The sequence below is a fragment of the Janibacter sp. UYMM211 genome (genome assembly GCF_040547045.1).
GTDB lineage: Bacteria > Actinomycetota > Actinomycetes > Actinomycetales > Dermatophilaceae > Marihabitans > Marihabitans melonis.
The window spans coordinates 267,873-281,816 of sequence record NZ_JBEPOY010000003.1 but is presented as its reverse complement, the minus strand read 5'-3'; the positions used below and the strand labels follow the sequence as shown (position 1 = coordinate 281,816).

General features: G+C 71.1%; 11 protein-coding genes. 6 read left to right on the top strand and 5 right to left on the bottom strand.

Features of this window, described 5'->3' with window-relative positions; genetic code table 11:
- Positions 1-49: 49 nt before the first annotated feature.
- The gene (locus tag ABIB53_RS10570; protein ID WP_354588119.1) at positions 50-400 is read left to right on the top strand and encodes a hypothetical protein; all 351 of its coding nucleotides are present in this window, start codon (positions 50-52) and stop codon (positions 398-400) included.
- Here ABIB53_RS10570 and ABIB53_RS10565 read toward each other — a convergent pair whose 3' ends face one another.
- Together ABIB53_RS10565 and ABIB53_RS10560 are read right to left on the bottom strand one after the other, a co-directional pair.
- Positions 401-1,207, bottom strand: a complete 807-nt coding sequence (locus ABIB53_RS10565; protein WP_354588118.1) for a LacI family DNA-binding transcriptional regulator — start codon at positions 1,205-1,207, stop codon at positions 401-403.
- Positions 1,168-1,437: a LacI family DNA-binding transcriptional regulator gene (locus ABIB53_RS10560; protein WP_354588117.1), complete on the bottom strand. Its 270-nt coding sequence runs from the start codon at positions 1,435-1,437 to the stop codon at positions 1,168-1,170. Before ABIB53_RS10560 ends, ABIB53_RS10565 begins: the two co-directional genes overlap by 40 nt.
- Positions 1,438-1,701: 264 nt before the next feature.
- On the opposite strand from ABIB53_RS10560, the gene ABIB53_RS10555 reads away from it, so the two are divergent.
- From ABIB53_RS10555 to ABIB53_RS10540, 4 genes are all read left to right on the top strand, one after another.
- Positions 1,702-2,391 (top strand): DUF1349 domain-containing protein, encoded by a 690-nt coding sequence (locus ABIB53_RS10555; RefSeq protein ID WP_354588116.1) that lies wholly within the window; start codon positions 1,702-1,704, stop codon positions 2,389-2,391.
- Between the two features lie 131 nt (positions 2,392-2,522).
- The gene (locus tag ABIB53_RS10550) at positions 2,523-3,425 is read left to right on the top strand and encodes a glycoside hydrolase family 43 protein (protein ID WP_354588115.1); all 903 of its coding nucleotides are present in this window, start codon (positions 2,523-2,525) and stop codon (positions 3,423-3,425) included.
- A 49-nt stretch (positions 3,426-3,474) separates the two neighbouring features.
- Positions 3,475-5,565: an excinuclease ABC subunit UvrB gene (gene uvrB / locus ABIB53_RS10545; protein ID WP_068276044.1), complete on the top strand. Its 2,091-nt coding sequence runs from the start codon at positions 3,475-3,477 to the stop codon at positions 5,563-5,565.
- Between the two features lie 295 nt (positions 5,566-5,860).
- Positions 5,861-6,844 (top strand): TerC family protein, encoded by a 984-nt coding sequence (locus ABIB53_RS10540; protein WP_201466810.1) that lies wholly within the window; start codon positions 5,861-5,863, stop codon positions 6,842-6,844.
- Between the two features lie 361 nt (positions 6,845-7,205).
- On the opposite strand, the gene ABIB53_RS10535 is transcribed toward ABIB53_RS10540, so the two are convergent.
- The 3 genes from ABIB53_RS10535 to ABIB53_RS10525 form a co-directional block, all read right to left on the bottom strand.
- Positions 7,206-8,096, bottom strand: coding sequence for an EamA family transporter (locus ABIB53_RS10535; RefSeq protein ID WP_123091969.1), 891 nt, complete (start codon positions 8,094-8,096; stop codon positions 7,206-7,208).
- A complete protein-coding gene (locus tag ABIB53_RS10530) occupies positions 8,093-8,779 on the bottom strand; it encodes an MBL fold metallo-hydrolase (RefSeq protein WP_354588114.1) in 687 nt (228 codons plus the stop codon). Before ABIB53_RS10530 ends, ABIB53_RS10535 begins: the two co-directional genes overlap by 4 nt.
- 89 nt (positions 8,780-8,868) lie before the next feature.
- Complete coding sequence (locus ABIB53_RS10525) at positions 8,869-10,662, bottom strand: glycoside hydrolase family 15 protein (protein WP_354588113.1); 1,794 nt, start codon at positions 10,660-10,662, stop codon at positions 8,869-8,871.
- A 75-nt stretch (positions 10,663-10,737) separates the two neighbouring features.
- Here ABIB53_RS10525 and uvrA point away from each other — a divergent pair, with 75 nt between their 5' ends.
- Positions 10,738-13,944: an excinuclease ABC subunit UvrA gene (gene uvrA, locus ABIB53_RS10520; protein ID WP_354588112.1), complete on the top strand. Its 3,207-nt coding sequence runs from the start codon at positions 10,738-10,740 to the stop codon at positions 13,942-13,944.

Genomic DNA, 13,944 nt, shown 5'->3' with positions numbered 1-13,944 from the left:
GTGATCGTAGACCTCCGGCGTCGTCGGCCCGCTCGCCTACGCTGCGGCCATGCCGTCCTACCGGGTCGCGATCGACGTCCACGAGACCCACCCGGGTGTCTCCCCGCCGAGCCTGCTCCCGCTCGCCGAAGAGCTGCTCGCGCGCACCCACCGCGTCGAGGACCGGTCGGTAGAGCTCGTCCGGATGCAGCCGCAGGTGCACCTGCGCTTCCTCGTCGAGACGAGCACGGACCGGCAGGAGGACGACGAGGCCGAGGACGCCGTGCGCCGTCTCGTCGCCGATCTCACGGCGTCGGCCGTGCTCGGACGGTGGGTCCTGCGCCGGGGACCCGGCGGGCTCTGGCGGGTCGTGCGCGAGGGGGTCGCCCCGGAGCCGCCGGACGTGCCCGTCGACTTCTGATCAGGCCTGCGCGACGCGCCCGGTGGTGGACTCGCGGGCCACGAGAGTCCACGGCACCGCGACCTCCTGGCTGGGAGAGGTGTCGCCGTCGATGCGCGAGACGAGCATCTCCAGCGCCCGGCGCGCGAGATGGGTGAGGTCGGGGGAGATCGTCGAGATCGAGGGGTTCGCGTACCGCGTCTCGGCGATGCCGTCGAAGCCGATGACCGCGACGTCCTCGGGCACCCGTACGCCGGCCTCGGCGCACGCGCGCACCGCGCCGACCGCCATGAGGTCGTTGAAGCAGAAGACGGCGTCCGGGGGCGAGGGCAGGGCGAGGAGCTGCTGCATCCCCGCGTACCCGTCGCCCCGCTCGAAGTGGGGCACCCCGACGACGAGCTCGGGGTCGTAGGCGAGACCGGCCGCGCGCAGCGCCTGCCCGTAGCCGCGCAGGCGCTCCGACGCGGTGCCGCGCACGGTCTCCCGGCCGATCGCCGCGACGCGCCGCCGGCCGAGCGTCAGGAGGTGCCTGGTGGCCGCGCGGCCCGCCGCGACCGAGTCGACGGCGATGTGGTCGTAGCCGGTGGGGGTCGGCCGCTCGCCGAGCAGGACCATCGGCAGGTCGTCGTCGCGACCGGCGATCTCGTCGGCCGAGAGCGCGAGCGGCGAGAAGATCACCCCGTCGATGACGTGCGAGCGCATCCCCTCGAGGACGACGCGCTCCGCGTGCTCGTCGCCCCCGGTGGCGTCGAGCAGCACGATGAAGCCCATCGCGGCCGCCTCGCTCGTCACCTTCGCGGCGAGCTCGGCGAAGTACGGCGAGTCCATCGCCGGCACGGCGAGGGCGAGGAAGCCGGCACGGCGAGGGCGAGGAAGCCGGCACGCCCGTGCTTGAGGTTGCGGGCCGAGAGGTTGGGCCGGTAGCGCAGCTCCTCGATGGCCGCGGAGACCTTCGCCCTGGTCGCCTCGGTGACGTGGGGGTGGTTGTTGACGACGTTCGAGACCGTCTTGACCGACACCCCAGCCCGCTCCGCGACGTCCCGCAACCGTGCTGCCACGCCCGACCTCCTCCGCGGCACGTGGTCGTGCCGTCCTCACTCGTACCGCATCACTCGTACCGGATCACGGTTGGGCCCGCACCCTCGGGACCGGCGCACCCCGTCGGGTGCATTTTCGTCCCGACCTCTGGACAAGCATGTTATCCGTTGTAAAGCTGGCGCCCAGCACCCGCGTTTCCACCGTTGCAAAGGCGACGGTGACAGCGTCGGTGCAGGTCACGGCAATGTCGCCGAACGGTCGAGGAGGACGTCGACAACGTCGTCGTGACCCCGGCGGCGCAGGACGCCCGTGAGCTCGCTCCGGTGCCCCGGGCGGGGGCTCTCATCACGGGCGAGGAGTTCGACGACGCCTCGACCCCGGCGCTGACCTGGGTGCGTGAGAACCCCCAGGCCCGCGTCGAGGACGGGCAGCTGCGCTGGCCGGTCGAGGGCACCGACCTCACCGGCGGGGGCAACCAGGCCGGGCTGCTGCTCCACGACGCGCCCGACGACGGCGACTGGATCGCGCAGACGAAGGTCCACCTCGACCTCGGCACCGACGAGATCCGCAACTACCAGCAGGCGGGCCTCGTCGCGCACGCCACCGACGACGACTTCGCCCGGCTCGGCACCGTCGCGATCTGGAACACCCGGCAGACGGAGTTCGGTCGTGAGGTCGCCGCGGCTCCCGACGGCCGGACGTCGTACGGCGGTGCACTCGTGGGGACCGCCGCCCCCACCATGTGGCTGCGCCTGGCGCACCACCGCACGGCGGAGGGGGAGCACCTCTACCGCGCGGGGACGAGCCGGGACGGCCGGACGTGGACGTGGGGCGCGACCTGGGCGCTCGGCGCCGGCACCGAGCCGAGGATCGGGCTCTACTCGCACGGCGGGGCGTCCCCGGCCGCCGTGGCCTCCTTCGACCACCTGCGCTTCTACCGCACCCGGTGGCCCTCCGACCCCGGCGCCGGGTGAGCCGGTCAGGGGTGCGACGGGCTCGCTCGCGAGGACGGCGCACGGCCGCCGTCCTCGCGGGCGCGGCCCTCGCCCTCAGCGCGTGCCAGTCCCCGACACCCGACGCCGCCCCGCGGCAGGAGAGCGAGAGCATGACCGGCTTCACCAACCCCGTGTGGGCGAGCAACTTCCCCGACCCGCAGGTGCTCGACGCGGACGGCTCGTACGTCGCGATCGCGACGAACGGCAACGGGATGAACGTCCAGACCCTGACGAGCACCGATCTCGTCGACTGGAGCCAGGGATCGGACGCGATGCCCGAGCTCGCGAGCTGGACGTCGCCGGGCAAGGTGTGGGCGCCCGAGGCCGTGCAGATCGGCGACCAGTGGGTCATGTACTACACGACCCGCGCCCCGGACCCCGAGATCCAGTGCATCGGCGTCGCCGTCTCCGCGCAGCCGGAGGGGCCCTACGTCGACGACAGCGACGGACCCCTCGTGTGCGAGGAGGACGCGGGCGGGTCGATCGACGCCCACCCCTTCGTCGACACGGACGGCCAGGCCTACCTGTACTGGAAGAACGACGGCAACGCCGTCGGGGTCGACACGTGGATCTCGGTGCAGCGCCTCGGCCCGGACGGGACGACGCTGCTCGGCGAGCCCGAGCGGGTCATCCGCCAGGACCTCGCGTGGGAGGGCGACCTCGTCGAGGGGCCCTTCGTGCGGGAGGAGGACGGGGTCTACCACCTCTTCTACTCCGCCAACGACTTCGGCTCGGACCGGTACGCGGTGGGGCACGCGACCGCGGACGCGCCGACGGGCCCCTTCGTCAAGGACGACGAGCCGGTCCTCGTGAGCAACGAGGTGGCCGCCGGCCCGGGGCACAACTCCCTCGTCGAGCGGGACGGCCGGGTGTGGATGGTCTACCACGCGTGGGCACCGGACGCGGTGGGCTCCGAGGTGCCCGGACGCACGATGTGGCCCAGCGAGGTGACCTTCGACGGGCGCTCGGTGAGCGTCGACCCGCCGGCGTCGGAGGTGCCGACGCGACCCTGACCCCGGCGTCCCGGAATACGTTGTCGGTGCGTGCGCTTAGGTTGTCCATATGCGTCCCGTGACCGATCTGCAGCGCACGGTGGCCCCCTTCCAGGTGGTCTCCGAGTTCGAGCCCGCCGGCGACCAGCCCGCAGCCATCGCCGAGCTGGCCCGCCGGGTCAACGCGGGGGAGCAGGACGTCGTCCTCCTCGGCGCCACCGGCACCGGCAAGTCGGCGACGACGGCCTGGCTCATCGAGCAGATCCAGCGCCCGACCCTCGTCATGGCGCCGAACAAGACGCTCGCCGCCCAGCTGGCCAACGAGTTCCGCGAGCTGCTGCCCAACAACGCCGTCGAGTACTTCGTCAGCTACTACGACTACTTCCAGCCCGAGGCCTACGTCCCGCAGTCGGACACGTACATCGAGAAGGACAGCTCGATCAACGAGGAGGTCGAGCGGCTGCGTCACTCGGCGACCAACAGCCTGCTCACCCGGCGTGACGTCGTCGTCGTCGCGTCGGTCTCGTGCATCTACGGCCTCGGCACCCCGCAGGAGTACGTCGACCGCATGGTCCGCCTGTCCGTCGGCGACCAGGTCGACCGCGACACCCTGCTGCGCCAGTTCGTCACGATGCAGTACACCCGCAACGACCTCGCCTTCACCCGCGGCACCTTCCGGGTGCGCGGGGACACCATCGAGATCATCCCGGTCTACGAGGAGCACGCGATCCGCATCGAGCTCTTCGGCGACGAGGTGGAGCGCGTCTACACCCTCCACCCGCTGACCGGCGAGGTGATCCGCGAGGAGCAGGAGATGTACGTCTTCCCGGCGACCCACTACGTCGCCGGGCCCGAGCGCATGGAGCGCGCGATCGTCGGCATCGAGCACGAGCTCGAGGAGCAGCTCAAGGTCTTCGAGAGCCAGGGCAAGATGCTCGAGGCGCAGCGGTTGCGCATGCGCACGACGTACGACATCGAGATGATGCGCCAGGTCGGCAGCTGCTCGGGCATCGAGAACTACTCGATGCACATCGACGGCCGCCAGCCCGGGTCCGCGCCGAACTGCCTGCTCGACTACTTCCCCGAGGACTTCGCGCTCGTCATCGACGAGTCGCACGTCACCGTGCCCCAGATCGGCGCGATGTACGAGGGTGACGCCTCGCGCAAGCGCACCCTCGTCGACCACGGCTTCCGGCTGCCGAGCGCCATGGACAACCGACCGCTGACGTGGGAGGAGTTCCTCGAGCGCACCGGTCAGACCGTCTACCTCTCGGCGACCCCCGGCGACTACGAGATGGCCAAGAGCGACGGCGTCGTCGAGCAGATCATCCGCCCGACCGGGCTCGTCGACCCCGAGATCGTCCTCAAGCCGACGAAGGGTCAGATCGACGACCTCCTCGACGAGATCCGCACCCGCACCGAGCGCGACGAGCGCGTCCTCGTCACGACGCTGACGAAGAAGATGGCCGAGGACCTCACCGACTACCTCCTCGACAAGGGCGTGCGGGTCCGCTACCTGCACTCCGACATCGACACCCTGCGCCGCGTCGAGCTGCTGCGCGAGCTGCGGCTCGGCGAGTACGACGTCCTCGTCGGCATCAACCTCCTGCGCGAGGGTCTCGACCTGCCCGAGGTCTCGCTCGTCGCCATCCTCGACGCCGACAAGGAGGGCTTCCTGCGCAGCAGCCGCTCGCTCATCCAGACGATCGGCCGTGCGGCGCGCAACGTCTCCGGTCAGGTGCACATGTACGCCGACAACATCACCGACTCGATGCAGCACGCGATCGACGAGACCCACCGGCGGCGCGAGAAGCAGATCGCCTACAACACCGAGCGCGGCATCGACCCGCAGCCGCTGCGCAAGAAGATCGCCGACATCACCGACATCCTGGGCCGCGAGGACGCCGACACCGACGCCCTCATCGGCTCGGGTCGCACCCAGTCGCGCGGCAAGACCTCGCGCAGCGCGAAGGGGGCGCCCGCCGGCGGCAACCGCGGCAAGGACCTGCCCAGCGGCGAGCTCGCCAGCCTCATCCAGGACCTCACCGACCAGATGCACCAGGCGGCGACCGACCTGCACTTCGAGCTCGCGGCGCGTCTGCGCGACGAGATCTCCGACCTCAAGAAGGAGCTGCGTCAGATGACGCAGGCGACCGGCTGAGGGGTCTTCGCACAGCTGGGCGAGGAGCGGCCGCCGGGCCCACGGGGTGGTCTCCGGTCGTCACGGGCCCGACGCATCTGCGACGATGGTCTGCGCGGAGGGGAGTATCCCCACGCGGTGTCCTCGTCAGCACGGCACCTCGGCCCCCTTCGGCCGGGAGGCCCGGGGTACCGGCCCCTGGGTGGGAGAGACCTCCGGACATGACCGAACCCTGTCCGGAAGGCGACCCCACCACGTGACATCGATCCCCGCCAGCATCCCTGGCATCGCACCGAGCATCATCAGCGGCGGCACCATGGACGTGCCGACCTGGGTCTGGCTCCTCACCCTCGGCGTGGCCGCGGCGGTGCTGATCTTCGACGTCGTCCTCATCGCTCGCCGGCCGCACGTGCCGTCGAACAAGGAGGTCGGCACGACCCTCGCCATCTACGTCTCGGCCGCCATCCTCTTCGGCCTGGGCATCTGGTGGGCCGAGGGCAGCACCCGCGCGGGTGAGTTCTACGCCGGCTGGCTCACCGAGTACTCGTTGTCGATCGACAACCTCTTCATCTTCCTCATCATCATGGCGAGCTTCCAGGTGCCGGCGAAGTACCAGCAGATCGCCCTCATGTGGGGCATCATCATCGCCATCGTGCTGCGCACGATCTTCATCTTCGTCGGCGCCGCGGCGATCAACCGCTTCTCCTGGGTCTTCTACATCTTCGGCGCCTTCCTCATCTACACGGCGATCAAGCTCGCGGTGCAGAAGGACGACGACGACGAGGAGTTCGAGGAGAACCGCTTCCTCAAGTACATGGAGAAGACGATCCCCTCCACCAAGGAGTGGAGCGCGAAGGTCTTCACCAAGGAGAACGGCAAGCGGGTCGCCACCCCGATCTTCTTCGTCATCCTCGCGCTGGGCATGACCGACCTGCTCTTCGCGCTGGACTCGATCCCGGCGATCTACGGCCTGACCAAGGAGCCGTACATCGTCCTCACGGCCAACCTCTTCGCCCTCATGGGTCTGCGGCAGCTGTACTTCCTCATCGGTGGTCTGCTGAAGAAGCTCGTCTACCTGAGCATCGGCCTGGCCGTGCTGCTCGCCTTCATCGGCGTCAAGCTCATCCTCCACGCCCTGCACGAGAACGAGCTGCCCTTCATCAACGGCGGCGAGCACATCCCGGTCCCCGAGATCCCCATCTCGGTCTCTCTGGGCGCCATCGTCGTCATCCTCGGCATCACCACCATCGCCAGCCTGTGGAAGACCCGCAAGGACGAGCGTCAGGGCGTCGAGAGCTGACCCGCCCCACCCGTCACCAGTTTCTCGGGTGACCCGATAAACCCCGGCTCAGCATGGGTAAGAAGCTCGTGCTGAGCCGGGGTTTGTCATGTCGAGCGCGCGAGGAGGTGGGCGCGGATGCACGACGCTGGAGCCCACCCGCCGGTGAGCCTCACCCGTCACCAGTTTCTCGGGTGACCCGATAAACCCCGGCTCGGCAAGAGAAAGAAACTCGTGCTGAGCCGGGGTTTGTCATGTCGAGCGGGCGAAGGGGGAGGGGCCGACCTGGCCGGGCAAAGGGGGGGCGAGCTCACCTGTCCGGCCGAATCGGGAGGCGAACCCACCGGGCGGGGCGACGGGCACCCCCTTCGCCCCGGGACGGCTAGGCGCCGGTCTCGGTGAGGTGGGCGGGGGTCTCGCCCTCGGAGCGCTCCCGAGGTCGGCCGAGGACGAGGACGCTGGCGACGACGACGAGCGACATGCCGACGAGCTGTGGCCCCGAGAGGACCTGGCCGAGGACGACGAGGCCCGCGAGGGCCGCGACCGCCGGCTCGAGGCTGAGCAGGATCCCGAAGACCGTCGCGCTCATCCGACGCAGCGCGAGCAGCTCGAGCGAGTACGGGAGCACCGAGCTGAGCAGCGCCAGGCCCAGCCCCTTGAGCAGGTGCTCCGCGGTGACCGTGTGCCACCCGAGCGCGCCCGCGGGCAGCACGACGACCATGGCGACGACCATCGCCAGGCTCAACCCGTCGAGCCGGTCGAAGACCGCGCCGGTCCGCGAGGAGCACACGATGTAGGCCGCCCAGAAGGCTCCCGCGAGCAGGGCGAGACCGATGCCCCGCCAGCTGAGCTCGGACAGCGGCAGGTGGGTGACCTCGGAGACGAGCACGACGCCGACCGCGGCGACCGCGACGGCACCGAGGTCACGCACACGGCGCGACCCGGCAGCGGCGAGGAGCAGCGGGCCGACGAACTCGAAGGTCACGGCGACCCCGATCGGCAGGTAGGCCAGGGAGGCGTAGAAGGCCCAGTTCATCCCGCCCAGGGCGACACCGAAGAGCAGCACGGTGCGCCAGGCTGCGGGGGAGTGGCCGAGCAGGCGGGGCCGGGCGAGGACGAGCATGATCGCCGCGGCGAAGACGAGGCGCAGGAGCACGGACGTGCTCGCGCCGACCTCGGGGACGAGGGTCGCGGCGAGGGCCCCGCCGAACTGGACGGACAGGACCCCGCCGAGGACGAGGAGAGGTGCCGGGACGGCGTCGGCGCGGCTCACCAGCCCCGCTCGCGCCACTCGTCGAGGTGGGGCCGCTCGGCACCGATCGTCGAGTCGGCACCGTGCCCGGGGTAGAAGTGCGTGTCGTCGTCGTAGACCCCGAAGAGCCGCTCGACGACGTCGCCGTAGAGCAGCTCGAAGCTCTGCCCCTCCATCTTCGTGTTGCCCACCCCGCCGGGGAAGAGCGTGTCGCCGGTGAAGAGATGGGTCGACCCCTGCGGGTCGCGGTAGGCCAGGGCGACCGAGCCGGGCGTGTGCCCGCGCAGGTGCGAGACCTCGAGCACGACGTCACCGAAGCGCACCTCGTCACCCTGGCGCAGCAGGTGGTCGGGAGCCACGGGCAGCCCGACGGCGTCGTCGACGCCGGCGTAGGTCTCGGCGCCGGTCTCGCGGGCCACCTCGGGCAGAGCCCGGTGGTGGTCCCAGTGCTGGTGCGTCGTCACGAGGTGCCCGAGCGAGCCCCCGCCGAGCGCGACGAGCGCGAGGCAGCGCTCGGCCTCGTCGGCGGCGTCGACGAGCAGCTGCTCGCCGGTCGAGCGGCAGGTGAGCAGGTAGACGTTGTTGTGCATCTGCGACACCGACATCTTGCGGATCGTCAGCGCCGGCAGCTCGCGCACGTGCACGGGCCCGCCCGGGGTGACCTCGCCGGTGTACTCGTGGGTCTCGGTCAGCGTCTCGCTCATGGCGGCACGCTACCGCCGCCCGCCCGGCCGTGGGACCGGGCGTCCGGCGCCCGCCCTGCCGGGCCGAGGACCCGGGCGAAGGGGGAGCCTCAGGCGGTCGCGGTGGCCCGGGCCTTCGCGTCGGCGAGGTGGTAGGCCGCGCCGATGAGGGTGAGGTGCGAGAAGGCCTGGGGGAAGTTGCCCGCCTGCCGGTCGTGCTCGGTGTCGTACTCCTCGGCGACGAGCCCGACGTCGTTGAGCAGCCCGACGAGCCGGTCCATGAGCTCCTCGGCTCGCGCCACCTGGCCGGTCACCGCGAGCGCGCTGACGAGCCACCACGAGCAGGCGAGGAAGGGGTGCTCGTCGCCGGCGAGCCCGTCGACACCGCTCTCCGTGCGGTAGCGCAGGAGGAAGCCGCCGCGCATGAGGTCGTGCTCGACGGCCGCGATCGTGCCGTGCACCCGCGGGTCGTCCGGCGGCAGGAACCCGACGAGCGGGATGAGCAGCAGCGAGGCGTCGACCTCGTCGGTGTCGTAGTGCTGGGTGAAGGTCTGGCGCTCCTCGCTCCACCCGCGGTCGCACACCTCGGCGTGCACGCGGTCGCGCAGCGTCCGCCAGGTCTCGACGTCGCCGCTCAGCCCGTGCTCCTCGACGGCGCGGATGGCGCGGTCGAAGGCGGCCCAGACCATGACCCGGCTGTGGGTGAAGTGCCGCAGCGGGCCGCGGATCTCCCACAGCCCGTTGTCCGGCTCGTCCCAGTGGGTGGCGAGGGTGTCGACGAGGGCCCGCTGGATGGCCCAGGACTGGTGCGACTCCTCGAGCCCGAGCTCGCGGGCGTCCTCCAGGGCGATCATCACCTCGCCGAGGACGTCGGTCTGCTTCTGGTCGACGGCCCCGTTGCCGATGCGCACCGGCCGGCTGCCCGCGTACCCGGGCAGGTGGTCGAGCTCGCGCTCGGGGAGCTCGCGGCCTCCGTCGACCGCGTACATGATCTGCATGTCCTCGGGGTCGCCGGCGACGGCGCGCACGAGCCAGTCGCGCCACAGCTTCGCCGTGCCGACGTAGCCCGACTGCAGGAGCGCCTCGAGGGTGAGCGAGGCATCACGCAGCCAGCAGTAGCGGTAGTCCCAGTTGCGCACCCCGCCGAAGTCCTCGGGCAGGCTCGTGGTCGGCGCCGCGACGATGCCGCCGCGACGGGTGTCGGTGAGCAGGCGCAGCACGAGCAGCGAGCGGACGACGGCCTCGCGGTGCGGCCCTTCGTAGGTGCACCGGCTCGCCCACTCGCTCGATCGCGCGACGGTCGCCTCGACCCGGCCGCCGACGTCGAGCGCCGGGGGCACCTGCTTCCACGACGAGAACCACGTGAGGGTGAAGTCGAGCGTCTCGCCCGCGCGCACCTCGAAGCGGTCGCGGTGGTGGTGGTCGTCGGGGTGCGGCAGCCGGCTGCCCCGCAGGACGAGCATGTCGGGCCCGGCGATCGCGGTGAGGAGGTCGTCACCGTGGTGCGTCGTGTGGGTCACCCACGGGGTGACCTTGCCGTAGCCGAAGCGCACGACCCACTCGTGCTCCATCTCGACGGTGCCGGACACCCCTTCGACCCGGCGGATGATGTCGGCCCGGTTGTCGCCGAGCGGCATGAGATCGGTCACCCGGACCGTCCCGGACGCGGTCTCGTGGAGCGTCTCGAGGACGAAGGAGTCGCCGCGATAGCTGCGGGTGGAGCGCGCCTCGCCGACCGGTCCGATGAGCCAGCGGCCGTGCTCGGGGGTGCCGAGCAGCGCGGTGAAGCACGACGGCGAGTCGAAGCGGGGGAAGCAGAGCCAGTCGATCGACCCCCCGCGGCTGACGAGGGCGACGGTCTCGGTGTCGCCGATGACGGCGTACTCCTCGATCGGTGTGCTCATCCGCTCACCCTACGGGGGGCCGCCGAGGGGGCCGCAGGCGCAACGCTGTCGGTGGCGAGACATAAAGTTGTGGCCGTGACTTCCGCACCCCACGCCCGGCACGGCTCTGCCCTGCACGACCAGCTCGTCGTGCGAGGCGCCCGCGAGCACAACCTCAAGGACGTCTCGATCGAGATCCCGCGGGACAGCCTCGTCGTCTTCACCGGTCTGTCCGGGTCGGGCAAGTCCTCGATGGCCTTCGACACGATCTTCGCCGAGGGCCAGCGCCGCTACGTCGAGTCCCTGTCCGCCTACGCCCGTCAGTTCCTCGGCCAGATGGACAAGCCCGACGTCGACTTCATCGAGGGCCTGTCCCCGGCGGTCTCGATCGACCAGAAGTCGACGAACCGCAACCCCCGCTCCACCGTCGGCACGATCACCGAGGTCTACGACTACCTGCGCCTGCTCTTCGCCCGCGCCGGCCGCCCGCACTGCCCCCGCTGCGGCGAGCCGATCACCCGGCAGAGCCCGCAGCAGATCGTCGACCGCCTCCTCGAGCTGCCCGAGGGCACCCGCTTCCAGGTCCTCGCGCCCGTCGTCCGCGCGCGCAAGGGCGAGTTCGTCGACCTCTTCTCCGAGCTGCAGACGAAGGGGTACAGCCGCGCCCGCGTCGACGGCACCGTCGTCAGCCTCACCGACCCGCCGAAGCTCGAGAAGCAGGTCAAGCACACCATCGAGGTCGTCGTCGACCGCCTCGTGGCGAAGGGGGCGGAGCGCACCGCCCAGCGTCGCCTCACCGACTCCGTCGAGACCGCGCTGCGCCTCGCCGACGGCATCGTCGTCGTCGAGTTCGTCGACGCGCCGGTCGACGCCGACGAGCCGGGGGAGCGGCCCGCGCCGCTCGACGCGCAGGGCGAGCCGCTGCCGCGTGAGCGTCGCTACTCCGAGCGGATGGCCTGCCCGAACGACCACCCCATCGAGATGGACGAGGTCGAGCCGCGCTCCTTCTCCTTCAACTCCCCCTTCGGCGCCTGCCCGCACTGCACCGGCATCGGCACCGAGCTCGAGGTCGACCCCGAGCTCGTCGTCCCCGACGAGGACCTCACCCTCGAGGAGGGCGCGATCGCCCCGTGGGCGGCCGGCACCCAGTCCGCCCAGTACTTCCAGCGCACGATGAGCGCCCTCGGCGACGACCTCGGCTTCGACATGAGCACGCCGTGGCGGGCCCTGCCGGAGCGGGCGCGCACCGCGCTGCTCCACGGCCAGAACCACAAGGTGCACGTGCGCTACCGCAACCGCTTCGGCCGCGAGCGCTCGTACTCGACGGGCTTCGAGGGGGCGATCTCCTTCATCCGGCGCCGCCACGGCGAGACCGAGTCCGAGTGGAGCCGCGAGAAGTACCAGGGCTACATGCGCGAGATCCCCTGCCCGCACTGCCGCGGCACGCGCCTGAAGCCCGAGGCCCTCGCGGTCCTCGTCGGCGGTCGCAGCATCGCCGAGGTGTCCTCGCTCTCGATCGCCCAGGCGGCGACCTTCCTCCACGACGTCGACTTCACCCAGCGCGAGCGGGCCATCGCCGAGCAGGTCATCAAGGAGATCAACGCCCGGCTGGGCTTCCTGCTCGACGTCGGCCTGGACTACCTCTCGCTCTCCCGGGCCGCGGCGACGCTCTCCGGCGGCGAGGCCCAGCGGATCCGGCTCGCGACGCAGATCGGGTCCGGTCTCGTCGGCGTGCTCTACGTCCTCGACGAGCCGAGCATCGGGCTGCACCAGCGCGACAACCACCGGCTCATCGAGACCCTCACCCGCCTGCGCGACCTCGGCAACACCCTCATCGTCGTCGAGCACGACGAGGACACCATCGAGGTCGCCGACTGGGTCGTCGACATCGGCCCCGGTGCCGGCGAGCACGGCGGTCGCGTCGTCCACAGCGGCGAGGTCGCCGGGCTGCTCGAGAGCGAGGAGTCGCTCACGGGCAAGTACCTCTCCGGCCGCCTGCAGATCCCCGTGCCGGACGTGCGCCGGCCCCAGCAGCCGGGCCGCGAGGTCACCGTGCGCGGCGCCCGCGAGAACAACCTCCAGGGCGTCGACGTCACCTTCCCCCTCGGCAACCTCATCGCCGTCACGGGTGTGTCGGGCTCGGGCAAGTCGACCCTCGTCAACGACATCCTCTACACGGTCATGGCCAACAAGCTCAACGGTGCCCGCCGCGTGCCGGGCCGGCACAAGACCGTCACCGGGCTCCTCGAGAACCTCGACAAGGTGGTCCACGTCGACCAGAGCCCCATCGGTCGCACCCCGCGCTCGAACCCCGCGACGTACACGGGCGTCTTCGACAACGTCCGCAAGCTCTTCGCCGACACCGAGGAGGCGAAGGTCCGCGGCTACCAGCCCGGTCGCTTCTCCTTCAACGTCAAGGGCGGGCGCTGCGACGCGTGCTCGGGCGACGGCACGATCAAGATCGAGATGAACTTCCTGCCCGACGTCTACGTGCCGTGCGAGGTGTGCAACGGCGGGCGCTACAACCGCGAGACCCTCGAGGTCCACTTCAAGGGCAAGACGATCGCCGACGTGCTCGACATGCCGATCGAGGAGGCCGAGGACTTCTTCGCCGCGGTCCCGGCCATCGCCCGGCACATGAAGACCCTCAACTCCGTGGGTCTGGGCTACGTGCGCCTCGGCCAGCCGGCGACGACCCTGTCCGGCGGCGAGGCGCAGCGCGTCAAGCTCGCCTCGGAGCTGCAGAAGCGCTCCAACGGGCGCACGGTCTACGTCCTCGACGAGCCGACGACCGGTCTGCACTTCGAGGACATCCGCAAGCTGCTCCTCGTCCTGCAGGGCCTCGTCGACAAGGGCAACACCGTCATCGTCATCGAGCACAACCTCGACGTCATCAAGAACGCCGACTGGGTCATCGACATGGGTCCCGAGGGCGGCGACGGCGGCGGGCAGGTCGTCGCGACCGGCACGCCGGAGAGCGTCGCGGCGCAGCACGAGCGCACCGGGTCGCACACCGGCCGCTTCCTCGCCAAGGTCCTCGCCCGGCACGACGTCGTCGAGGTCGGCGAGCTCCCCGAGCCGGTCGAGACGACGCCGGCGAAGGGGGCGAAGAAGACCGCGACGAAGAAGGCGGCCACGAAGAAGGCGACGGCCACGAAGACCGCCCCGAAGAAGGCGACGGCCCCGAAGAAGGCGACTGCGAAGACCGCCGCGACGAAGGCGGCGACGACGGCCACCCCGGCCCCGGCGGAGATCTCCGGCCGGGCCCAGGCCGCGGCCCGTCGCGCCCGCAAGGCCGGCTGA

Coding starts and splice junctions, on each gene's coding strand:
- ABIB53_RS10525 (WP_354588113.1), bottom strand. CDS start 10,662: ATGAGCACACCGATCGAGGAGTACGCCGTCATCGGCGACACCGAGACC.
- ABIB53_RS10550 (WP_354588115.1), top strand. CDS start 2,523: ATGACCGGCTTCACCAACCCCGTGTGGGCGAGCAACTTCCCCGACCCG.
- ABIB53_RS10565 (WP_354588118.1), bottom strand. CDS start 1,207: ATGGACTCGCCGTACTTCGCCGAGCTCGCCGCGAAGGTGACGAGCGAG.
- ABIB53_RS10530 (WP_354588114.1), bottom strand. CDS start 8,779: ATGAGCGAGACGCTGACCGAGACCCACGAGTACACCGGCGAGGTCACC.
- ABIB53_RS10540 (WP_201466810.1), top strand. CDS start 5,861: ATGGACGTGCCGACCTGGGTCTGGCTCCTCACCCTCGGCGTGGCCGCG.
- uvrB (WP_068276044.1), top strand. CDS start 3,475: ATGCGTCCCGTGACCGATCTGCAGCGCACGGTGGCCCCCTTCCAGGTG.
- ABIB53_RS10570 (WP_354588119.1), top strand. CDS start 50: ATGCCGTCCTACCGGGTCGCGATCGACGTCCACGAGACCCACCCGGGT.